The sequence below is a fragment of the Nostoc sp. C052 genome (assembly GCF_013393905.1).
In the GTDB taxonomy this organism is placed as follows: Bacteria; Cyanobacteriota; Cyanobacteriia; order Cyanobacteriales; family Nostocaceae; genus Nostoc.
In genome coordinates, this window is record NZ_CP040272.1 from 1,543,801 (window position 1) to 1,567,693 (window position 23,893).

General features: G+C 43.2%; 14 protein-coding genes. 3 read left to right on the top strand and 11 right to left on the bottom strand.

Going from position 1 to position 23,893, the window contains the following annotated elements; genetic code table 11:
- Positions 1–29: 29 nt before the first annotated feature.
- From FD723_RS06240 to FD723_RS06255, 5 genes are all read right to left on the bottom strand, one after another.
- Positions 30–6,668 (bottom strand): HAMP domain-containing protein, encoded by a 6,639-nt coding sequence (locus FD723_RS06240; protein ID WP_179064542.1) that lies wholly within the window; start codon positions 6,666–6,668, stop codon positions 30–32.
- Positions 6,669–7,302: 634 nt separating this feature from the next.
- Positions 7,303–7,485 carry a hypothetical protein gene (locus tag FD723_RS06245; protein WP_179064543.1) on the bottom strand — a complete coding sequence of 61 codons (183 nt, stop codon included), beginning with the start codon at positions 7,483–7,485 and terminating at the stop codon, positions 7,303–7,305.
- Positions 7,482–7,637, bottom strand: coding sequence for a hypothetical protein (locus tag FD723_RS06250; RefSeq protein ID WP_218651800.1), 156 nt, complete (start codon positions 7,635–7,637; stop codon positions 7,482–7,484). The genes FD723_RS06245 and FD723_RS06250 overlap by 4 nt, the downstream gene beginning before the upstream one ends.
- 40 nt (positions 7,638–7,677) lie before the next feature.
- The gene (locus FD723_RS42095) at positions 7,678–7,842 is read right to left on the bottom strand and encodes a hypothetical protein (protein WP_218651801.1); all 165 of its coding nucleotides are present in this window, start codon (positions 7,840–7,842) and stop codon (positions 7,678–7,680) included.
- Positions 7,843–7,902: 60 nt separating this feature from the next.
- The gene (locus FD723_RS06255) at positions 7,903–8,307 is read right to left on the bottom strand and encodes a Fur family transcriptional regulator (protein ID WP_179064545.1); all 405 of its coding nucleotides are present in this window, start codon (positions 8,305–8,307) and stop codon (positions 7,903–7,905) included.
- A gap of 144 nt (positions 8,308–8,451) precedes the next feature.
- Between FD723_RS06255 and purS the strand changes: the two genes are divergently transcribed.
- Positions 8,452–8,730, top strand: coding sequence for a phosphoribosylformylglycinamidine synthase subunit PurS (gene purS / locus FD723_RS06260; protein ID WP_179064546.1), 279 nt, complete (start codon positions 8,452–8,454; stop codon positions 8,728–8,730).
- 99 nt (positions 8,731–8,829) lie between these two features.
- Positions 8,830–9,507, top strand: a complete 678-nt coding sequence (gene purQ, locus FD723_RS06265) for a phosphoribosylformylglycinamidine synthase subunit PurQ (protein WP_179064547.1) — start codon at positions 8,830–8,832, stop codon at positions 9,505–9,507.
- 206 nt (positions 9,508–9,713) lie between these two features.
- On the opposite strand, the gene pgmB is transcribed toward purQ, so the two are convergent.
- From pgmB to FD723_RS06285, 4 genes are all read right to left on the bottom strand, one after another.
- Positions 9,714–12,707, bottom strand: a complete 2,994-nt coding sequence (pgmB, locus tag FD723_RS06270) for a beta-phosphoglucomutase (protein ID WP_256875091.1) — start codon at positions 12,705–12,707, stop codon at positions 9,714–9,716.
- A 308-nt stretch (positions 12,708–13,015) separates the two neighbouring features.
- On the bottom strand, positions 13,016–15,427 hold the full coding sequence (locus FD723_RS06275) for a sucrose synthase (RefSeq protein ID WP_179064549.1): 2,412 nt from the start codon (positions 15,425–15,427) through the stop codon (positions 13,016–13,018).
- 478 nt (positions 15,428–15,905) lie between these two features.
- Positions 15,906–16,289: a beta-lactamase hydrolase domain-containing protein gene (locus FD723_RS06280; protein WP_179064550.1), complete on the bottom strand. Its 384-nt coding sequence runs from the start codon at positions 16,287–16,289 to the stop codon at positions 15,906–15,908.
- A gap of 200 nt (positions 16,290–16,489) precedes the next feature.
- Positions 16,490–19,480 (bottom strand): PAS domain S-box protein, encoded by a 2,991-nt coding sequence (locus tag FD723_RS06285; protein WP_179064551.1) that lies wholly within the window; start codon positions 19,478–19,480, stop codon positions 16,490–16,492.
- A gap of 1,447 nt (positions 19,481–20,927) precedes the next feature.
- Between FD723_RS06285 and FD723_RS06290 the strand changes: the two genes are divergently transcribed.
- Positions 20,928–21,179, top strand: a complete 252-nt coding sequence (locus FD723_RS06290) for a hypothetical protein (RefSeq protein WP_179063506.1) — start codon at positions 20,928–20,930, stop codon at positions 21,177–21,179.
- A gap of 486 nt (positions 21,180–21,665) precedes the next feature.
- On the opposite strand, the gene FD723_RS06295 is transcribed toward FD723_RS06290, so the two are convergent.
- Positions 21,666–22,412 carry a Uma2 family endonuclease gene (locus tag FD723_RS06295; RefSeq protein ID WP_179064552.1) on the bottom strand — a complete coding sequence of 249 codons (747 nt, stop codon included), beginning with the start codon at positions 22,410–22,412 and terminating at the stop codon, positions 21,666–21,668.
- A 64-nt stretch (positions 22,413–22,476) separates the two neighbouring features.
- Positions 22,477–23,706, bottom strand: coding sequence for a lipopolysaccharide assembly protein LapB (locus FD723_RS06300; protein ID WP_179064553.1), 1,230 nt, complete (start codon positions 23,704–23,706; stop codon positions 22,477–22,479).
- Between the last annotated feature and the right edge of the window lie 187 nt (positions 23,707–23,893).

Consider the following 23,893-nt stretch of genomic DNA (forward strand, 5'->3'; position numbering starts at 1 on the left):
AAAAATGCACTAAAGGTTTTACAGTAGTATCAACGATATAGCCAAACACGCAACAGCGACAGCAATTGTTCGGTATCTACGGGTTTAGTAATATAGTCTGATGCACCGGCTTCAATACACTTCTCGCGATCGCCTTGCATGGCTTTAGCGGTCAGTGCAATAATCGGCAAAGATTTAAATTGCTCGTTTTGGCGGATTATGCGTGTTGTTTCATAACCATCCATTTCTGGCATCATCACATCCATCAACACTACATCAATATCTGGTGTATTTTGTAACGTGGCAATTCCCTCTCTGCCATTTTCAGCATATAAAACCTGGATTTGATAACGCTCCAGCATACTGGTAAGAGCGAAGATATTCCGCATATCGTCGTCTATAATTAGCGCTTTTTTGCCAGTGAGTAAGTAGTCTTGTGAATGCAGTTGTTCAAGTATTTGGCGCTTCGGTTCAGGTAAATTTGCTTGGACTCGGTGTAAAAATAATGCTGTTTCATCAAACAAACGTTCGGGCGATCGCACATCTTTAATAATGATTGTCTCGGCAATCCGTCTGAGTTCTGTTTCTTGAGCTTTGCTAATTTCTCTACCTGTGTAGACAATAATTGGTAAAGTTTTACCGTGAGGTAAAAGCTTTATCTGCTCAATCAATTCAAAGCCGGTCATATCGGGTAGCCCTAAATCGAGGACGAGGCAATCAAAATGCTGGGTGCGAATTGCTTCTAGGGCTGCTGTACCATTAGCCACTGCTGTGGTTGAAACATCGCTGTTGCCAATTAACTCAACAATACTCAGCCGTTGAGTGTCATCGTCTTCGACTACTAATAAATTTTTCACCTGGCGTTCAACAAAACCTTTAATTTTGGTCAACGCCTCAGATATTGTCTCGCTGGTTAAGGGTTTTTGTAGATATGCGATCGCACCTAGTTGTAACCCGCGCTGTTTACCTTCTTCAACGCTCATGATATGTACGGGAATGTGACGGGTATTTGGGTCATGTTTTAGACGATCCAATACCGTCCAACCATCCATTTCTGGCAACCTGATATCTAGCAAAATGGCTGAAGGTAGAAATTGCTGCGCTAACATCAAACCTGTACTACCTGTTTGGGCAGCTATTACCTTGAATCCTTGCTGTTGCGCCATATCTAGAAGGATACGCGCAAAATTAACGTCATCTTCGACAATTAATAACACGCGATCGCCTCTTTCAATGGTGGTGCGATCGTCAGTGATGAGTGCTGAGTGGGGAGTGAGGAGTGGGGAGTGGGGAGTAGGGAGTAGGGAGTAGGGAGTAGGGAGTGTCGATCTAGACTCAGCATTCAGCACTCGGAACGGGCTAAACGCCCCGCTATCGCTAACAGTACTAAATTGTGGTAAGTAGAATGTAAAGGTGCTACCTTCACCGGGTTGACTGATGAGTTTAATTTCGCCGCCGAAGAGACGGGCGATTTCGCGGCTAATTGATAAGCCCAATCCGGTGCCGCCGTATCTGCGACTGGTGGAGCCATCAGCTTGTTGGAATGCTTCAAAAATCACTTTTTGTTTTTCGGGGGCAATGCCAATGCCTGTATCGCTAACTGAGAAGGCAATTACAAGCTGGGCACAATTTAAAGTTTCGTGATCGTTACTCCACCCTAGCTTTGCTACCGCAATCCGTAAGCGTACCTCCCCTTGCTCTGTAAATTTAAAAGCGTTGGAGAGAAGATTTTTCAATACCTGTTGTAAGCGTTTGACATCTGAATAGATGGTGTTTGGCAATTCGGGAGTGAATTCAATTGTAAAGGCAAGTCCTTTGCTCTGAGCAATTTGCCGGAAGGTGCGCTCAATCACATCACCCAACTCTGCCAATGGCATTGGGATCATGTCAATGGACATCGTTCCAGATTCAATTTTAGCGAGATCCAGAATGTCATTGATTAACGTCAACAAATCAGTACCGGCTGAGTAAATTGTCTGGCTGTATTCGACTTGCTTGGCGGTGAGATTGCGATCGATATTATCTGTTAACAATTTTGCCAAAATCAACAAGCTATTTAGCGGTGTCCGCAGTTCATGGGACATGTTGGCAAGAAATTCTGATTTGTATTTTGAGGAAAGGGCGAGTTGTTCAGCTTTATCTTCTAAAGAAAGTCTTGCTTGTTCAATTTCCCGATTTTTGCGCTCGACTTCTTTTTTCTGCATCGCCAACAACTCTGCCTTTTCTTCTAACTCGGCGTTGGTTTGTTGCAGTTCTTCTTGCTGTCCTTTGAGTAAATCTTCAGAGGTTTTGAGTGATTGGGCTTGTTGTTCTAAACGCTTGTTGGTTTCGCGGAGTTCGCTTTGCTGGGTTTGGAGTTCTTCAGCTAAAGATTGCGATTGTTTGAGTAATTCTTCAGTTCGCATTGATGCTGCGATCGTGTTGAGGACGATCGCAATACTTTCGGTAAGCTGGTCAAAGAATGTCAGATGAATTTCGCTAAAGCGGCGGAAGGATGCCAATTCAATCACTGCTGTTACTTGTCCTTCAAAGAGTACAGGTAACACCACGGCATTCAGGGGCGTGGCTTCTCCTAAACCAGAGGTAATTCTGACATAATCACTTGGCACATCTGTCAGCAAAATTCGCTCTTTTTCTAAGGCGCATTGTCCCACCAAACCTTCACCCAATTGGAAGCGGTTAGCTAGATGTCTGCGTTCGCGGTAAGCGTAGCTACTAATTAGTTTTAAATATGGTGTATTTTCCGCAGACTCCATCAGGAAGAATACGCCGTGTTGCGCTCCTACCAAGGGTGCTAATTCTGAGAGAATGAGTTTAGATACGGTTTCTAAGTCTCGCTGCCCTTGGAGCATTCGGGTAAACTTGGCTAAGTTAGTTTTCAACCAATCTTGTTCGGTGTTTTTCTGCGTTGTCTCCCGCAGGTTGGCAATCATCTGGTTGATGTTGTCTTTGAGGATTGCTACTTCCCCTAATGCTTCGACGGCAATTGAACGAGTTAAATCACCTTTAGTTACAGCTGTAGCAACTTCGGCGATCGCTCGCAACTGAGTTGTCAATGTAGCAGCGAGTTCATTTACATTATCCGTCAAATCTTTCCAAGTTCCAGCCGCCCCAGGGACTCTCGCTTGTCCGCCTAACTTCCCTTCAATTCCCACTTCCCGCGCTACTGTAGTTACCTGATTGGCAAATGTCGCTAGAGTATCAATCATCTCGTTGATTGTCTCTGCCAAGGTTTCAATTTCTCCCTTAGCATCTAACATTAGTTTTCGTTTCAAGTCGCCGTTAGCAACTGCGGTGACAACTCTGGCAATACCGCGCACTTGTGCCGTTAAGTTACCCGCCATCGAGTTCACGTTATCAGTTAAATCTTTCCAAGTACCCGCAACACCTTGGACTTGTGCTTGTCCGCCCAACTTCCCTTCCGTTCCCACTTCCCGCGCCACCCGCGTTACTTCACTGGCAAAGGAACTGAGTTGATCTACCATCGTGTTGGTGGTGTTTTTCAAGTCTAAAATTTCACCTTTGGCATCGACGGTAATTTTCTTAGAAAGGTCGCCATTTGCCACCGCTTTCGTAACTTCCGCGATGTTGCGGACTTGTCCGGTGAGGTTCCCCGCCATCGAGTTCACGTTGTCTGTTAAATCTTTCCAAGTGCCAGCTACGCCTCTGACGTAAGCTTGCACGCCCAATTTACCTTCCGTTCCTACCTCACGGGCAACCCTGGTAACTTCCGATGCAAAGGAATTTAACTGATCCACCATTGTATTAATGGTGTTTTTAAGCTCCTGAATTTCACCTTTCACATCGACGGTGATTTTTTTAGATAAGTCGCCGTTAGCTACCGCCGTCGTAACTTCGGCAATGTTCCGCACTTGCGCCGTCAAACTTCCCGCCATGAAGTTTACGCTGTCGGTTAAATCTTTCCAAGTGCCGGCTACACCTTTAACTTCGGCTTGTACGCCCAGTTTACCTTCAGTTCCCACCTCACGGGCAACCCTGGTAACTTCCGATGCAAAGGAATTGAGTTGATCTACCATCGTGTTGACGGTGTTTTTCAACTCTAAAATTTCACCTTTAACATCAACGGAGATTTTCTTAGATAAGTCGCCATTAGCTACGGCGGTGGTGACGGCGGCAATGTTTCGCACCTGTGCCGTTAAGCTTCCCGCCATGAAGTTTACGCTGTCAGTTAAATCTTTCCAAGTTCCAGCTACACCGCGCACATCTGCTTGGACGCCGAGTTTCCCCTCACTTCCCACCTCACGGGCAACTCTTGTAACTTCACTTGCAAAGGAATTAAGTTGATCCACCATGATATTGATGGTATTTTTGAGTTCCAGAATTTCGCCTTTGACAGCAACAGTGATTTTTTTGGATAAATCACCATTGGCGATCGCAGTTGTCACTTCAGCAATGTTCCGCACCTGTGCCGTCAAGCTTCCCGCCATGAAATTTACGCTGTCGGTTAAATCTTTCCAAGTCCCAGCAACGTCTTTCACTTCCGCTTGTACACCCAATTTACCTTCAGTTCCCACTTCACGAGCAACTCTTGTAACTTCACTTGCAAAGGAACTAAGTTGATCCACCATTGTATTAATGGTATTTTTCAACTCCAGAATCTCACCTTTCACATCGACGGTGATTTTCTTGGATAAATCGCCTGTTGCAACCGCCGTAGTCACTTCGGCAATGTTCCGCACCTGCGCCGTCAAGCTTCCCGCCATGAAGTTCACGCTGTCGGTAAGGTCTTTCCACGTACCAGCCACGCCGCGCACTTCTGCTTGCACACCCAATTTACCTTCGCTTCCCACCTCACGGGCAACTCTGGTAACTTCTGATGCAAAAGAATTGAGTTGATCCACCATTGTGTTAATGGTATTTTTCAACTCCAGAATTTCACCTTTGACATCGACAGTGATTTTTTTGGATAAGTCGCCTGTTGCAACCGCCGTAGTTACTTCCGCAATATTCCGCACCTGTGCCGTTAAACTTCCCGCCATGAAGTTCACGCTGTCAGTTAAATCTTTCCAAGTTCCCGCGACGCCGCGCACATCGGCTTGGACTCCCAGTTTTCCTTCACTTCCCACCTCACGCGCAACTCTTGTGACTTCCGATGCAAAGGAACTGAGTTGATCCACCATGATATTGATAGTATTCTTGAGTTCGAGAATTTCACCTCTGACATCGACGGTGATTTTCTTAGATAGATCACCATTGGCGATCGCAGTGGCAACCTCGGCAATATTTCGCACCTGTCCGGTGAGATTACCCGCCATTAAGTTAACGTTATCAGTTAAATCTTTCCAAGTACCTGCTACTCCCTGCACTTGCGCTTGCACACCCAACTTACCTTCAGTTCCCACTTCCCGCGCTACCCGCGTCACTTCACTTGCAAAGGAATTAAGTTGATCCACCATTGTATTAATGGTGTTTTTCAACTCCAGAATTTCGCCTTTGACATCCACAGTGATTTTCTTAGATAAGTCGCCATTTGCCACAGCGGTAGTAACTTCGGCAATATTCCGCACCTGTGCCGTCAAGCTTCCCGCCATGAAATTCACACTATCGGTAAGGTCTTTCCACGTACCCGCTACGCCGCGAACTTCTGCTTGACCGCCTAATTTTCCTTCTGCACCCACCTCACGCGCAACTCTTGTTACTTCTGATGCAAAAGAATTAAGCTGATCCACCATGATGTTAACGGTGTTTTTCAACTCTAAAATTTCGCCTTTGACATCTACAGTGATTTTCTTAGACAGGTCGCCATTAGCTACCGCCGTTGTAACTTCCGCAATGTTACGGACTTGAGCAGTTAAATTTCCTGCCATTAAATTAACGTTGTCAGTTAAATCCTTCCAAGTACCTGCCACTCCTTTAACTTCTGCTTGTACGCCCAACTTTCCTTCAGTTCCAACTTCACGGGCAACTCGCGTTACTTCACTCGCAAAAGAATTAAGCTGATCCACCATCGTGTTGACGGTGTTTTTTAGTTCGAGAATTTCGCCTTTAACATTGACAGTGATTTTTTTGGATAAGTCGCCATTGGCGATCGCGGTGGCAACTTCGGCAATGTTGCGAACTTGTCCGGTGAGATTACCCGCCATTAAGTTAACGTTATCAGTCAAATCTTTCCAAGTGCCTGCCACACCTTGCACTTCGGCTTGAACGCCCAACTTCCCTTCAGTTCCCACCTCACGGGCAACCCTGGTAACTTCACTGGCAAAGGAACCAAGCCGTTCTACCATTGTGTTGACAATATTAGCAGTTTGGAGAAACTCACCTTGCAGGGGTCTGCCATCGATTTCTGTAGCGATCGTTTGGGATAAATCACCATTAGCTACCGACCGAATTACACGGGTAGTTTCAGCTGTTGGTTGAACTAAATCTGTAATTAGAGTATTGACAGAAGTCACACAATCTGACCAAGAACCCCGAACATCTCCGAGAGAGGCGCGATCGGCAATTTTGCCTTCTTTGCCGACAACGTTACCAATCCGTTGTAGTTCCGCCGCCATCCGTTCATTTTGATCGATAATATCATTGAGCGTATCAGCAATTTTCCCCGCCACACCAGTATGGTCTATGGGCATCCGAGTCGAAAAGTCACCGTTTTTAACAGCATTCAGCGTTCTTAGTAGCTGATTTAAATCTAAATTGTCGCTGTCTCTAGTTAACTGTTCGGTTGCCATAGCCTTATCCTTAATCTTGAATCTTGAACAATCTTTTGTATTTTTTGTATCCCGTACCTAGTTAGAGAACTGTTAGGTAATGGTTATCAAAATAGAGAGTAGAAAATAAAAAGTAAATCAAACTAATTTTTATGGGTGCGAGTGTAAGCAGTTGATAAAGACTGCAAACTAAATGGTATTGCCGTCGTATCTGATATACCACTTAGGGAACTCCAAAAAATAAATTATCCAATATTGTGGGGTGGGCAACATGAGCGCCCAGTCTGTATGGCGGGCGAGACGCCCACCCCACAAGAGTTAATTGAAGATTTTTTTATTTGGAAGTCCCTTAGCTAATAATAGCTAGTTGGACTCTGTTATGCAGCATCAACTGTGGGCGATGCCTACCTGGGCGAATACAGCATCGCACAGGAAAACACAAGATGACAATTAACATTACGTTTTATGATTTTTGGAATTTGAGGAAAGTAGCAAATCAACAAATTTTAACTGATAACTGAAGTTTTGCTAAAGTCAGAAATAAGCTGTTGCGCCTACAAATTGCATCACAAGCATGATTAGGCAAAACCTGTAAATCTTTTCCCTTGATCCCAGCAAGAACTGCTCCCGTGCCACCTCAATGTGCAAACTATAATCACAACAGCTTATCCGGCAACTCCAAGGATTGGCAAATGGTTAGAGAGTACTCAGCCCTTTCAACCTCAACCAACTGACTCAAACCTACTTCAGTTTCATTGAGTAGTAATTGTTCAACTGCATCGCTTAAAGCTTCTCTCCAATACAAAGGAGCGATAACGCTTGTATCTAAATAAATCAATGACGTTCCTCTGTACGTGCATTTATGACAGTTGCACTCAATGATTCACCCTTAATCGTAAGAGAATCACGAAATTGTTTTATACTTGCTAATCGTTCTTTCTTTTGTAGCGGAGGAACTAAACGAGCTACAGCCTTATCTTGCTCTAGCAAAATTACTTCTTCTCCCCTAGCTACTCGTTCTAAGAGAGATTTAAAATTTATAAGCTGTTGCGCCTGCAAATTGCATCACAAGCATGATTAGGCAAAACCTGTAAATCTTCTCCCTTGCTCCCAGCAAGAACTGCTCCCCTGCCGCCTCAATGTGCAAACTATAATCACAACAGCTAGCTGCTTGTTCAACGCTAATTCTCAACACTTCATTACTCCTCTAGTTAGGCTTAACCAGTCCGCGTGCAGAAAACATAAGATTGGGTGACTACTGACCAATCTCAGTAGCTTGGTTTACTTGGCATTGACTGCACAACCCAAAAAACTCTAGGGTGTGGTAAAAAACTTTAAACTTATGGCTGGTTTCTAACTGGTTTTCTAAGTCATGAACGGGGCATTGATGAATCGGAATTGAGATACCACATTGCAAGCAAGTAAGGTGGTGTTTGTCTTGCTGCGCTAGGCTATAGAGGGCTTCACCGTTAGCCAAATTCCGCACTTGTACCATGCCTTCAAGTTTCAAGGCATCTAGGGAACGGTAAACTGTTGCTAAACCCATGCTCTGATTAGTGTTACGTAGTTCTACGTAAATGTCCTGAGCGGAAATGCCTTTTTTAATGGTTTTCAGTAGGTTGAAAATACGCTCTTGACTGCGGGTGCGTATGGCTCTCATAGACAATTATTTAAATATGCCACTGTAGTTGAAGCTGTTAGATGGGCTAATCGATCGATTAACTTTAACCGCTTCGTAATCTTATTTTCACTCAGTTAGAGCATAAAGTTATAGTATAGCGATCGCAGCATTCAGAAAAAGCCCGTGCAAACCAAGTATCTAGCCAAAATTTTCGTGACCCTTCGTCCTTCAGTTTTAGACCCCGCTGGTGTCGCTGTACAATCTGGTCTTAAGCAACTGGGATACGAGAACGTTGACCAGGTGCGGATTGGCAAGTACATTGAACTCACCATCACCTCTACTGATGAAAAGAAAGCGCGTCAAGACCTCGATAACATTTGCGACCAAATGCTATCAAATCCTGTAATTGAAAATTACCGCTTTGAATTAATTGAGGTCGAAACACAAACTGGGGTATTTTAGGGACTGGCAATTGGGGAGTGGGGATTGAGCATTGCTTCTCCCTCATCCCCACTCCCAATGATTAATGACTAATGACCAATGACTAATGACTAATGACTAATGACTAAATTCGGTGTTGTTGTTTTTCCCGGTTCTAATTGCGATCGCGATGTTGCTTATGTAACTAGAGATTTGCTCTCACAACCGACTCGCATGGTTTGGCATCAAGAAACAGACATTACTGATTTGGATGTCGTGATTATCCCTGGTGGCTTTAGTTACGGTGATTATTTACGCTGCGGTGCGATCGCGCGTTTTTCACCCGTGATGCAGCAGGTTGTGGAACACGCCCAAAAAGGTAAGTTTGTCCTCGGTATTTGTAATGGTTTTCAGGTATTAACTGAAGTCGGACTTTTGCCGGGGGTGTTAACCAGAAATCGGGATTTGCATTTTATTTGCGATCGCGTCCCTTTGAAAGTTGAGCGGACTAATCTCTCATGGACACAAGCTTATAGCAGTGGTGAAGTGATCACTTTGCCCATAGCCCACGGAGAGGGGCGATTCTACGCTGATGCAGCCACTCTCGCAGAAATTGAAGATAACGGGCAAGTCTTGTTTCGCTATGAAGGCGAAAATCCCAACGGTTCACTGAACAACATCGCTGGGATTTGCGATCGTCGGGGCAATGTGTTGGGGATGATGCCGCATCCAGAAAGGGCATCAGACGCAATGCTAGGGGGTAGTGATGGTTTGAGGTTGTTTCAAGGCTTACTAGAGAAGGTAGCAGCATTAGCGTAGAGGAAATATCAGGCAACAAGGGACTTCCAAATAAAAAAATATTCAATTAAGTCTTGTGGGGTGGGCGACACGATAGCCCAGGCTATATGGCGCTCATGTTGCCCACCCCACAATATTGGATAATTTATTTCTTGGAGTTCCCTAAATTGGGTTAAAGAGCGATCGCTGTCTGAAAGATAGATGAACATTCTTCTACAGACGGCGATTTAGGGACTTCCCAATTGATCTCGAAGTTCTGCCCATTTAATGCCTGCGAGGCTGGGTAAAACAACATGAGCGGCTCCAACTCGTTCAACGGGGCCAAGTCCTACAGCCCATATACCAGCAGCTAGGGCTGCATCAATACCGGCTGCGGCATCTTCTACAACGACAGATTGCTCTGGTTTAATTCCTAGTTGCTTGGCTGCGTACAGAAATAAGTCTGGTGCTGGCTTTGGTTCCTGTACACTATAACCGTCAGCGATCGCATCTACTTTGTCCACAATGCCTAATCGTTCTAGCACTGTCCGGGCATTTTTGCTGGCTGAACCAATACCAATTTTAATCCCAGCTTGCCGCAGTTCATCCAAAAGAGCGATCGCACCTGGTAGCAAATCCTTGGGTGTCATATTTTGGATTAATTCTACATAATAGCGATTTTTACGCTCCATCATCTCCTGGATTTGGGCTTCCGAATACGGTCTATCGCCAATAATCAGCATCAGGGAAGCGCGACGGGATACACCCCGCAGGGCTTCGTTAGCTTCCCGATTAAACGGTATACCCTCTTCATCTGCTAGCTTTTTCCAAGCTAAGTAGTGAATTTCTGCTGTATCTGTTAGCACACCATCTAAATCGAAGATGAATCCTTGAATATTGGGTATTGGGGGGGATGAAAAGGCAAGGGAGCGGGGTGCAGGGTGCAAGGGGGATGAAGAAAAATCTCCTCTTTCTCCTTTTTTCCCAATTTCCTCTTCTCCCTGCCCCCTGCTCCCTACCCCCTGCTCCCTGCCTCCTGCTTCCCCTTGTCCCCCAGTCCCCAATCCCTTCAAATCAAACTCGTGCCATTTCCCTTGCCAGTGCAGTTTAAACTTCAGGCGCGTCCAGCCTGGGGGGAGGTGAGGATTGGCTACGGGGCCATTTTCGGTGAGTTGGATGCCGCCGAATCCAAAAATTACAGCTTGCCAAATACCACCAGCACTAGCGCCGTGAATTCCATCTCTGGTGTTACCTCGGTTGTCTTCAAGATCAACCATTAATGCTCGCATAAACTGTTCGTAAGCTTCGGTTGATTTGCCCAAGTCGGAAGCTAAGATCGCCTGAACTGATGGGCCAAGAGAGGAACCATAGGTAATATCAGTGCGGGGTGCGTAGTATTCCCAGTTTGTCTGCAATGCTTTTTCGTTATAGGGAAAATCTGCTGATTCCCGCATTAAATATAGGAGCATTAATATATCTGGCTGTTTGATTACTTGATATTTATTGATTTGATCGACACCTAAAATAGCCTGCATGGAGCGATCGCGTGGTTCATAATCTGCTAAGTTGATATCTTCGGATTGAAAAAATCCCTCGAATTGCTCAATTAGTTCTGTTGATGGGTCATAGAGAAACAAAATTTTAGCGATGATGTCTTGCCAGTGCGATGTCTCTTGGGAGGTGAGTTGCAGTTTCGCCTCTAGTTCAGTCGCTCGTTCGGGGAATTTGTGAACTAACCAATCATAGACTGCGATCGCTTTCTCTAGATGCCATTGCGCCATACGGTTTGTAAAGGCGTTATTGTGGACTAATTCATGATATTCATCCGCTCCAATCACTCCCCGAATTTCATACTTTTCACGCTCAGGATTGAATTCTACCCGGCTACTCCAAAAGATTGCGGCATCCAAGATTACCTCTGCACCGTACTTTTGCATCCACTCATCATCAGCAGTAGCTTGCCAGTAATTCCAAATCGCGTAGGGGATATCTGCATTAATATGAATTTCGCGATCGCGGCACCAAATTCGCACATCTTCACCGTAAAAATCACTGCCGATAGCCCAACGGGGTGTAACTTCATCCCCAGTTTCAGCACTTTCCCAGGCAAACATTGCCCCTTTATAGCCGTAATGAATTGCTTTGCGTCTAGCTCCGGCTAAGGTGTGCCAACGGTAACTGAGTAAGTTCCGGGCGATCGCTGGCTGGGTAAACAGAAACAAGGGATGCATAAAAATTTCTGTATCCCAAAAGATATGACCACGATAGCCAAACCCAGAAAGGGTTTTAGCGGGAATGCTCACTCTATCATCATTCCAGGGAGCAGCAATCAGCAATTGAAACAGATTGTAGCGAACTGCAAAAGTAGCTGTGCTATCTCCCTCAATCAGGATGTCACTTTGCTGCCAAACCTCATTCCATGCTTGCTCATTGGCTTTTAGTAATGTTGTGTAATCTGACAGGTGCGCGAGTTTTTCTTGAGCGGCTTTGACTGGTGTTTCTATCTCCCGTGAGGTAAAAACTGTCACGATTTTTTCCACCGTTACAGTCTGCTGTGCTTTCGCAACGAAAGATGTGCTTAAGGTGGGATAACCAGGTGCAGTATTGACTTGCAAAGATGCTTCACTACCTAATATTTTCACCTTAGCTGCCATACCGAGTTCAATTCGGGAGCTGCGGGTGCGGCGTTGCAACCAGATTCCTTGGTCGATTTTGCCCTGATCTAATCCTTCCCAGTGATTAAAACCTTGATTTTCGGGATAGCCATTGATACTAGCTTGAACTTCAATTAACCCCTCAAAATCTACTGGCGTTAAATGGCAGCGTAACGCCAACACGTGCGGATCTGCCAGACTAGCAAAGCGTTCAAAGCTGATATCTATAGTATTCCCACTGGGAGAGCGCCAACGTAAAGCACGGATAAGTTGTCCTTGGCGTAAATCAAGCTGTCGCTCATAGTGTAATATTTCACCTTGATCGAGACGGAAGCGATCGCCATTCACAATTACTATCAAGGGTAGCCAGTCAGGGCAATTTACCAGCTCAGTGTATACTACTGGCACATCATCGTAGACACCGTTTATAAAAGTAGCTGGCGATGCATGAGGATAACCCTCTTCAAAACTGCCTCTTGTTCCCAGATATCCATTGCCGATTGTAAAGACAGTTTCTTTGGACTGTAATTGCTCAGGATCAAACTGGGTTTCGATTAATATCCAATCTGTGTAAGTAAATTGGGGCATGGGACATTGGGCATTGGACATGGGAATTAGGGATTGAGGATTTTAAGGTAGATGAATAAGTCTTTTAACTCCGTTAATGAGTCTTTGAGGTAGATGAACGGAGTTCTGAGGTAGATGAACGGAGTTCTAAGATAGATGAACGGAGTTCTGAGATAGATGAACGGAGTTCTGAGATAGATGAACGGAGTTCTGAGATAGATGAACGGAGTTCTGAGATAGATGAACGGAGTTCTGAGATAGATGAACGGAGTTCTGAGATAGATGAACGGAGTTCTAATTTTCCCCTGCCCCCTGCTCCTCTGCCTCCCTCACCCCCCCTTATGCTTTTCTAAAATCTTCTCAACTCTGGGCTTATAAATAAGATGAAATAAGGTTTCCATGTACCGATCTCTGGCTTCGTTATTTTCTGGAGCAACAAAGTTCCAAAAACTAAACATTTTATTCAGCAGTAGTAATTGATTGCTATGTAAATGCCAATTATATTTATGATGAATTCGCTGACTCATCCATTCTGAAACTTCTTGCCAGTGTTCAGCATGAGTATCACATTTCTCAAGGAAGTCTAAAATTTTCTTTGCTGTTCCTTCTAAGTCTGTAGGATTAATATGAAATCCGTTTTCTTGGTTATCGATAATTTCTGAAGAACCGCCAAACTGAGTAGTGAAAGTTGGCAAGCCGGAAATCATTGCTTCCAAAATACTCCGTCCGAAGGATTCAAAGCGGGCAAAATGGATATAGATCCCTTGAGAATCTGCAACTACTCGGTAGGCTTCACCAAGTTCAGTGCTAGGAATACGCATCCCCACCCAGCGAATTTTACCATCGAGATGATATTGATTAATAATCTCGTGGAGTTTTTGAATTTCTTCTACTTCTTGTGAGTTGATAGCTTCATCTGGATGCAGTTTACTGGTTAAGATAATCAGATTACAATGCTCTTGCAATGCCTGACTCTTACCAAAACATTCAGCTAACCCAGTGAGATTATTGATTGAAGTGACGGTATCAACGGCAAAGATTGGTCGCTTATTGGGGTGAGCTAAATGACCTAAGATTTGGGAGTCTTCGCGGCTAAAGAGTAAGTCGTGAACTTGTTTACGCAGGTGAGAATCTCGGTTTTCTTTTTGGCTATAGGGAAAGAAAATATTTTCATTTACCCCCGGCGGCACTAAGTTGAATTTAGGACTAAACAAATCAATGCCATCAACTACATGATACAACTGCGGCATCGTAAACCATTTATACGATTCGTATTGACCGATGGTGTCAGGTGTGCCGACAATTTCTTGATAGGACGATGTGATGATAAAGTCGGCTGCATTCATGCTAATCAAATCGGCGGTGAATTGTACCGAGAAGTGATATTGCTCTTCTAAATCCTGCCAGTATAAATTGCTAAATAGATATTTAGGCTTTGCCAAGGAATGGGCAATGTTGCACTGCGTAACTTTCATCCGGCGAGAGAGGAGAAAGGCTACTAAGTTACCGTCGCTGTAGTTACCAACAATCAGATTAGGTTTGACTTTAAATTGAGCTAGTAATTCTTTTTCTGCATCGATGGCAAATTGTTCTAAATAAGGCCAAATCTCAAATTTAGAAATCCAATTGTTGGTAATTTCGGGATTGAATTCACCAAAAGGAACGCGCAATATCCAAGCATTTTCAGTATCTTGAACTTTTTCTAAGTGCAGGTTACAAAATGTCCCTTCACAGTTAGGAATTAGTCGGGTGAGAATAATAATATGGGGTTTAATGCCTAGTCGGTCGAGTCCAGCGAGTTTGATTTGTTCGCTTAGTTCGTTTTCTAAACTGCGTGCTTGTTCGAGGACATAGATAACTTGACCGAGTGTTTCATCTCTTCCTAAAACATCTTCTTGTCCCACCCAGCCGTGAACAGAAACGAGAACGACGCGAAAGACGGCGGGGACACGGGCCACAAAGGCTTCTAAAATGCCGGGTTCTGGGGAGTAAATGAGTCGGTCGAGGAGTTCTAAGGTTTCGGAGACTCGCGCCGCAGTGTTACCCCAACCTGGCTCAAAACCGAGTTCTTGGAGATCAGAGCTAAATTTTTCATAAGGTTCATGAGGCGATCGCTCACTCAGCAATTTGAGCGCTGGCTTAATTTGTTTGGCTAACTGAATACCGGAGTCAATGCGATCGCTCAACAACAGGCGAATGCCATTACATTGCAGTCCGTGTAATGCTTTAAATAACATTTCTACCCAATATTCAGGGTCAGTCAACAATTGATTGCACAGATAACGATTGAGGAAGGCTAAACCTTGACCGATATTTCTGGCGTCATCGATTCTTGGGGAATTCTCATAAAAGGGGTGAAGGTCGATTTCGAGGATGTCGGGTTGGTAGCGGTTGACTAGGCGATCTCTCACGTCTAACAGCGCTTGAGGCGTCATCTGCTCAAATTTGCTAAAATCGGCTGTCAGTTTCCAAACTTCTTGGTTAGCAATCTTCGGTCGAATTACAAACCAAGTACTTTCCTCTTCAAGAATTATTTCGTGGGTATATTGTATCAGTTTGCCAACAGAAGAAGAGTAGTAAAAATAGGCTGGCTTTTGAGATTGATCGCAGTAATCAGCAAAAGCTTGCAAAATCTCATTTCTCAGAAAGTAACGCTTACCTGAAGCACTCAACGCATAAAGAAACTGATTCGCATCAGTTTTTTCATCACCGTTGATGACAGCTTGAACTAGTTCATACATGATGACGAATTCCAGAAATTTAGTTAGGTTACGACCTCATTTTTCTCTCTAGTTTTCGGTTCTCTGAGGTACATTTCCCTCGCTATTTTAAATAACTATAAAAATCTTCGCGTCTAGCTTTGGGGTGAAACGCGGCGAGTCGATAGGATTAGGGATTGGGCAATACAGTTTGGTTAAAGGGGAAAGGGGAAAGGGGAAAGGGGAATAAAAAACCCTTTAACTCTTACCCTTTTCCCTTTTCCCAAAACCTTATTATGAGTTCAAAATGCTTATCCGAAACATATTGAGGGACTGGGGACTGGGGAATAACTAATATCCCATAACCAACAATAGACATCTGGTGAAAAAGATTGTAGAGACGTAGCACTGCTACGTCTCTACAATGGTTATAGATAACATATATTTAATTTCTGGATATGTTTAATTAATTTAGGTAAAAATGTCCACTAGTTTATGATCTTAAATTATCAGTGGACAGCTATATTAAGCCTATATTAATAACTTTTTGCAATGCTTTTTCAAATGCCATACCTTGTTTGAGGGCGATATACAACAATGCGATCGCGGCTGAACGAATTGAATTATCACAATGTATCAGTATTGGTTTGGGTAATTCAGTGATGGTCTGATATATCTGAAGCGTACTTTGATGATTAATGTCTTCAGGTCTAGTTGGGAAGTTAACGTAGTACAATCCCAAAAGCTCAGTCTTCTCTTGTTCATTAGCCACCAAGCCTGTTTCGTCGGGCAAACGGAGGTTGACTACAGACCTATAGCCCTCATCACCTATTTCTTGTAGCTGATCTAGTGTAATTTGACCTGCGATCGCTAACTCATCATTAATTTTTCTAACAATATTCATTAGCCTGATTAACCTAATTTTGCTAACTTTACCCACACTCTAAATTTAGTAAAAAAATCTGAGGATCTTGTGAGGGATTGGGCAGGGGGAAGGGGAAAGGGGGAAGGGGCAAAACAGTTCCGTTAGCAGTAACAGGGCGTTGAGTTAGTTCCCAGTCCTGAGTAGAGAAGCGAGATTCCCCACTCAGCACTCAGCACTCATTACTCAGCACTCCTGAACAGGTGATGTAAACTGTTCAATAATTCTCTAGCGGTGTAGGGTTTTAATAAAACTGCTTGCACATTAACATCAGCAGATTTAGTAAACACCTCCATTGAGTTCAACCCGCTACAGGCAATAATTTGAACCTGCTTGTTCATTTTTTGCAAGGTGCGAATGGCGGTAATTCCATCCATTTCCGGCATCATTATATCCATTAATACAGCATTGATTTGATGCTTGTGTTGAGCATAAAGTGCGATCGCCTCGATGCCATTGCTAGCAGTGAGTATTTTATAGTTATGGTTTTCTAGGATGATTGTGGCAATCTCCCGAATTTGGGCTTCATCATCTACAACTAAAATCAATTCTCCCTTTCCTGGAAGCAAATCTACGTCTTCTATCCTGAATGCTTGGGTTGCTTCTACTGCTGGTAAAAAAAGGTCAAATTTGCTGCCTCTACCAAGATTACTAGACACTTTGATAAAACCATCGTGGCTTCTAATGATGCCCAGCACTGTTGAAAGTCCAAGTCCAGTACCTACGTTGACCTCTTTGGTGGTGAAAAATGGCTCAAAAATTCTATCTAATACTTCTGGCGGTATCCCAATTCCATTATCGGCAACGGTAATTACAACATAATGCCCAACTTTGGTATCAAGATTCATTCTGGTATAAGCTTCATCAATAAACTTATTCTCCGCAGAAATTTTGATATTGCCGCCATGAGGCAAAGCATCGCGAGCATTTACTACCAAATTCATCAACACTTGATGTAGTTGTGTGGTGTCTCCCGAGATCGCCCAAATATCTTCTGGTATAACCGTGGAAAATTCAATAGATTTGGGAAATGTATGTTTAGCAATTTCGATAATTTCTGAAATCAGGTACTTGACTTGGATAATTGTCGGCTCTCCTTTAAATCCCCGCGCAAAGGACAAGACTTGCTTCACTAAAGCTGCTCCCCGTCTGGCGTTGGCTTCTACAAGTGCCATTAATTGCCCAGAACGCTCCTCGTCTTGAAAAAATTTTCCCTGTAACAATTGAGCCGCTGCCAAAATTGGTGTCAATATATTGTTCAAGTCGTGGGCAATGCCACCTGCAAGTGTACCAAGGCTTTCCAAGCGCTGGGTGCGAAAAAACTGCTCTTCGAGTTGTTTCTTTTCGGTGATGTCAGTGTCAACAGTCAAAATAGATTTGGGTTTTCCCTCAGAATCGCGCATCAATGTCCAGCGGCTTTCCACAACAATTTTCTCACCGGATTTTGTCACTTTATGTAACTCACCTTGCCATGAGCCACTCGCAATTACGCTTTTTAGTGGTTTTTCTAGTTGGTGCTGAGTTCCTGCTGGGTACAAAATCTCGTGAGTTTGTTTTCCCATAACCTCTGTAGAAAGCCAACCGTACATCCGCTCTGCACCTTGATTCCAGAATAAGATTTGAGACTGGAAATCTCGAACTAATATAGCGTCGGTGGCAATATCAAGTAAAGCAGCTTGCTCAGAGATTTTTTGTTCCGCCAACTTGCGCTCGGTGATATCTTCGGCAATGCCACCATAGTAGTTAACTTTTCCTTGGTCATCATAGACAGCAAAACCCCGATTCCAAATCCAGCGCACCGAGCCATCAGGTCGCAAAATCCGATATTCTGCTGAAATAGATTGACTACCACTCAGCAGTTGCTCGATTGATTGGGCGGCGCGATCGCGATCGTCTGGATGAACGGTGTCTAGCCAAGATGTTGGCTGTTCAAATAAACCCTGAGAAGATCGACCCCAAATCTTCTCATAAGCAGGACTAATATACAAAGGATGGAATGAATCTGCGCTACCAATCCAGATCGTGGCGTGGGTGTTTTCGGCAAAAGTGCGAAATTTCTCCTCGCTTTCAGACAATGCTGCTTCGGCAAGTTGGCGTTCGTGTAGTGCAGCTTTCTGTTCGGTGATATCTCTGGCTACCCCTTGTATTTCAATAACCTCTCCTTTGTCATCATGAATTGCGATCGCATTCCATTGAAACCAGCGCATACCATTAACTGTCAATGAACGTCGCTCACAATCAGTCAAGAGATGGGATGAAGATTCTAAAACTGTCATACTTTCCACTACTAGAGGCAAGTCATCTGAGTGAAAAAACTGGAGAAATGACTGACCAAGAAACTCATCTTGTTTCCAGCCGAAGGTTTGACAAGCAGCCATATTGGCAAAGGTAATCTGCCCTTGCAAATCAATGCGAATAATTATGTCAGTTTGGCTTTCTACAAGTTGGCGATAGAGGTTTTCGCTTTGCCGTAATGCAACTTCTGCACGTTGACGTTCAATAATTTCTTGTTGCAATAGAACGTTAGACATCACAAGTTCTGCTGTTCTTTCTGCCACTCGTTGTTCTAACTTTTCGTAAGCTTGGCGTAGTTCTTCTTTCAGGACTTGCTCTATCTCAATTGGCTGATTAACCCGCCTGAATTCATCTGTGGGTTTTTGTAAAAATTTCTGTAAGCCTTCGAAGATACCCAGCCTTTTTATCAGGTCAAAGGCATGTAGCAAGGTAGTTTCAGTGATGACTCCTAATAATTGCCCGCGATCGTCTAAAACGGGCAAATGGCAAATACGATACTGATTCAATAACGACAAGGCTATAAAAATATCCTGAGAATCTGATTTTCTCAGGGTAAATACTGGCTGTACCATTACTTCAGCCATTGTCACCGTTGATAAATCTATTTCAGAAGCTATCAATCTCAGGACATCTTTTTCTGTAAAAATACCTAATAAATCTGCTCCCTCTATAACCAAGATACAACTAGTTAACGGTTGATTTGCGGGGTTTAAATCTAATGAAACATTTAAGTTACTAGGTGCATAATTACTACATCTTTCCTGACTCATTAAGACAATAGCTTCGACTACAAAACTATCAGGACTGATCGTTAATGGAGAACGATTAATAACATGATTTAAGCTAAGTAAGTTAAGCAGCTTATCGTTGAATTGCATGGCTAATTTGTCAATTCTAATGATCTTTTTTATATGAAGACGAACTAGTAGAAGCTAGCGCCAGCTAAAAAAAGTAAATTTTTGAAAATTAGGAATTATTTGTCTCCAATAAATAGTCAATCAAATACATTGATCAAGGCATTCTATAAATCTTACAAGACCAAATACAAAATATGTAGTGCGAGTTAGTAACTAAGCCAGGAAGTAGATAGACTTTTAGAGTCGTTAAACTCATTCTATTGTCAAATTAGAAATAGATGATCTATTATCTTTAGGACTTACGCAAAACTACTCGCTGTACGGGTAATTCATGTAGACGCATACTCTTGGGTCGAAGTAAGCTATGCGGAGCATCTGTCTGCGACATGCTGCGCGAACGTCGAGAAACAGCTTCCCGCAGGATATTACCCCTATAAAAAATCAGGGTTTCGGTTATTGTTTTCGTAAGTCCCGCTCTTAGAGATCGTCTTATATAGATAGTCTTGGTAATCTTGTTAGTGTTCAATATTTGAAATCAATTAATCGATGAGTGGAGATACGAAGGGAACTCCAATAATCGAAAAAGAATTCATAAGTCAGAATTCAAAATAAATTAGTGGGGGATACCCGCAGGGTATCTTGCTATAGACCTGCCACTTTCTTGTTGACCACTAAGGGAACTCCAAGAAACTCGTTTCCAGCCGGAGGCTGGAAATGCAACTCAAAAGCGGCTCTATCGTGAGTCTTGAGGCGGAGCCTCAACGACGGGCATTCCCAGTCTGAGACTGGGAACGAGACAACGAGACAATATCTAAAAGCTGGTTCTAGCTTGCTTTCACGTTAAGTTGACACAAATGAATTTATCCATCAATTATTTATTGACAGACTAGTACAACACGGCGTAAATAAACCACCGATTTAAAATAGCCAAAAAGCATACAAAAGAAGCATTCTTTCTTTTTACTTTTGCCTTTTTGCACTAGTAACGGGGCATTGAGCCAGTGCGATTATTACTTTTGTTGCTCTAAGCCGAGTTACGGGCTAAATGCCCTGCTATCGCTAACAGCACTGTTTCGGTCACACAGAATTTATACGCTCATTCTGGCTCCTGAGTTCTAAATTATTCTTAATAAATGTTTTTATTTTGAGTATAAATAAATTTATTTGCTCTGTATCTCTATCCCGATCCAGGGGAATTCAAATTATTGCTCCAGACCTATGTACAAGGAGTTATTGTGTAATCTTACTTTTAAGTCCCACATTTATAGCTAAATAAGTCTGATAGCATTACTTAAGAAATATGTATAAGTTTTGCGATACTATTAAGTATTCTAACTTTACTCACAAGTTCCTCATATTTAAAGACTATAGTCAAAATATAGACAGACTTGTTTTAAATATTTACGGGCTTCTCAACTGGCTGCCCTGATTTGCAATAACACTTTTATTAACAGGATTTGAGAAAAATATGAATTACTGTCCGTGCTGCTCAAGTTTACTTTTAGAACATATACGTGGTGCAGAGACTTACTGGTTCTGTCGCCACTGCTGGCAAGAAATGCCTATTTATAATTGGAACGAATCCAATTTATTCGCCGATGCCGTCATAGGACAACTACCGAGAAAAACTCAAAAACAAAAACGTAGGAGTACTACTACTTACGCAAGTCAATGGCAATCCATTACTGAATGGATTGGGCTAGAAGAATTGTCTACGTAACACTAATGGACTGTGTGAGAACTCTCAAAGATTTGTATGTACACCGTAGTGGCGTGGCAAGCTTAGGGACATCCAAAAATTAAGTTACTCAATTTTTGCATCCAATAGGAGTAGGGGCAATACTGCTCGTTTTGTGGATTTTTAACTCGGAATTGGGTTTGGGGTAAAGGTTAAAGGGTAAAGGTTAAAGGGTAAAGGTTAAAGGTTTTTTCTTTCCCCTTCCCCCTTCCCCTTTTCCCCAAAACCCGACAAGTATTGATTGGGAGCAGGGGGACAAGGTAGACAAAGGGGACAAGGTAGCAATATCTCTCCCAAGTCTCCCCAAAGCGATTGATTATTTTTTATTTGGAAGTCTCTTAAAATAGTGCATTAGACTTAGACGTAGATTGGGGAGCCACTGCGTTGCGCGGGTTCCCCGCGTTGTAGTCAAGTGGCGTTGGAGGCTTTGCGTAACCCAACCTGCGAATGACTGAATTCTGAATATCTCTAAGTTTCAATCTCAGATACATTCAAACCTGTTAACCTAGCTACCTGTTCTATTGTCATCCCCGACTCAAGTAGGTTGCGTGCAGTTTGTAATAACTGCGATTCTGCTTTGTCTGCCCTTTGGCGTTCCTTTTCTTCAGGAGTTGGTAGTAATTCCCCTGCCAAAATTGCCCAGCGTAACCAAGTAGCATTAATACCTTTATAACTTCCTTGCCACAACTGCAATGCTAACCCTAAAGATTGACTCACCAATTGATTTTGAGCATTGATTAAGATGGGTTGATAAGCTCCTTTTTCATTAGAGAAACCAGCCAAATCATTAGGGTTAAAAGGGTCATACCAGAAATATTCTGGGACACGCATTTGATTTTGATAAATTAGCTTTATCTCATTTTTGTCTGCTTGGGCTGTGCTGTCAGAAAGCAACTCAATAACTACATCTGGTGCTTTCCCCTCTTCCCAAACCACCCAACTGCGACGTTCTCCTTTTGGGACTCCCAACACAGCAAAAAAGTCTGGGCCTTTAAAGTCTTTGTTTCGCACCTGGGCCAGACTGTAGTAAACGAACATATTACCGCCAATAAACCCATCCTCTCGTTCTTCCAACCAAGGTATCAGGGCATCTATGAGCAAATCCATCTGGGCTTTGTGTCGTGGACTTTCCATCGGGATACCGTCATCGTCGGGTAATTCTGCTTGGGTGGGTGGGAGTTGAATATCTGGTGCAGCTAGGGTAGTTTCTGACATAGCTTTTCACCTTTTGGGTAAGCGTGACGGGTATTTTTATGTTAAGCGATCGCAGGAATTTCAGTTAAAAATTTGTTTTCGATAGTTTTTCAATTTGTTCAGTAAAGTATGCTTCTTCATGTTTGAGTTGTTGCGCTAGTTTTAACCCTTTTTGAAAAGCTGTTAGCGCTTGAGGAAACTCTTTGCGTTCTAAATACAATTGTCCAATTTGGTCATAAGCTTGCATCATTCCGTAAAAGTTGGCGGCTTGCGCCTGTGTCTGTACAAGAATTTGGCTAGCCTGCAAAGCTTCGTCTGTTTGTCCTTGAGAACGATATAGCGCAATTAATTTCTGCAAAGCTTCACCAGCAGGAACAAACTGCTGTAATTGCCAAGCAGTAGTATAAGCTTCTTGATAATTTTTAAAAGCTTCTAGCAGCAACTTAGGATCTTTCTTGGCAAGAGACTCATAATCTGAAGCGATCGCTAGTTTTAATTGTGGTATTTTAGTAAGATTATTATCATTGACGTAAATTTCTGCTAGCTTATTCAGTACATTCAATGACTGCTGCGGTTGGTTTGTCTGCTCGTAAATGTAAGCCAGTCGTTGCAGATATATTACCTCGTTTGCACGATCGCTAAGGGATGTCGCTAAACTCAACAATTCTTCGTAGATTGGGGCAGCTTTGGGATAATCAAACCAACTCAAATGCAGTTCTCCAATTGTCTGGAGAGTTTCTACAAGTGCGATTGGATCTTTTTGCTGTCGCACTACTAACAAAACTTGGTTGTAAGCTTCTATGGCTGGTTTAGACGATCGCACGTTTTGGTAAGCTTGACCTAGCGATCGCCACAATTCTAAATCTATTGGGGCAGTTTTTTTCTCAGATTGCGTCTGTTTCTGAATTGCTTGCAATCGTTGCGTAATATATTGTACTTCTTCGCCGTTGTTTTGATTCCAAGCGATCGCCCCGACTCGTGATAATGCTTGTACCTCTGCTAACGAACCGAAAAAGCGCCGCAAACGCAATTCTCGGTTCCAAATTTCAAAGGCTGCTTCTGGTTCACCTGCTTGCAGTTTCGCCGCCGCTTCTTGATTTAGCGCATCCAACGCCGGTTCTAACTTTTGTCGTTCTTGGAGAGTTAACGGCTGTTGATCTTTAGGCGATCGTGGTGACAGGGGATCGGGTGTGGTAATCTCTAGAGGATTGGGAGGAAATTTGTCCGGTGGTTTGGGCTTCTTACTCTGTGCCAGCGTTAAGGAACTGCTAAAGAGTATAGTGGCAGTAGCGATCGCAATTAAACGCCTGAGCATAGGTACTTTACTTTGTCTTGAGTTGGTTGTATAAGCTAATTCTACGATTCATCTAAAGCATCCTGATTTTCTACAATCAAAGCATCCATCTTATATCCAATTTAAAAATTGAGTAGGCAAAGCCCATTAAAGGTATGGCAACCAGGATTTTTGAGTCTAGAAAGTGTCAAAATAATCCTAGATAATT

Coding starts and splice junctions, on each gene's coding strand:
- FD723_RS06240 (WP_179064542.1), bottom strand. CDS start 6,668: ATGGCAACCGAACAGTTAACTAGAGACAGCGACAATTTAGATTTAAAT.
- FD723_RS06255 (WP_179064545.1), bottom strand. CDS start 8,307: ATGAGAGCCATACGCACCCGCAGTCAAGAGCGTATTTTCAACCTACTG.
- purQ (WP_179064547.1), top strand. CDS start 8,830: ATGACTAAATTCGGTGTTGTTGTTTTTCCCGGTTCTAATTGCGATCGC.
- pgmB (WP_256875091.1), bottom strand. CDS start 12,707: ATGCCCCAATTTACTTACACAGATTGGATATTAATCGAAACCCAGTTT.
- FD723_RS06275 (WP_179064549.1), bottom strand. CDS start 15,427: ATGTATGAACTAGTTCAAGCTGTCATCAACGGTGATGAAAAAACTGAT.
- FD723_RS06280 (WP_179064550.1), bottom strand. CDS start 16,289: ATGAATATTGTTAGAAAAATTAATGATGAGTTAGCGATCGCAGGTCAA.
- FD723_RS06285 (WP_179064551.1), bottom strand. CDS start 19,480: ATGCAATTCAACGATAAGCTGCTTAACTTACTTAGCTTAAATCATGTT.
- FD723_RS06290 (WP_179063506.1), top strand. CDS start 20,928: ATGAATTACTGTCCGTGCTGCTCAAGTTTACTTTTAGAACATATACGT.
- FD723_RS06295 (WP_179064552.1), bottom strand. CDS start 22,412: ATGTCAGAAACTACCCTAGCTGCACCAGATATTCAACTCCCACCCACC.
- FD723_RS06300 (WP_179064553.1), bottom strand. CDS start 23,706: ATGCTCAGGCGTTTAATTGCGATCGCTACTGCCACTATACTCTTTAGC.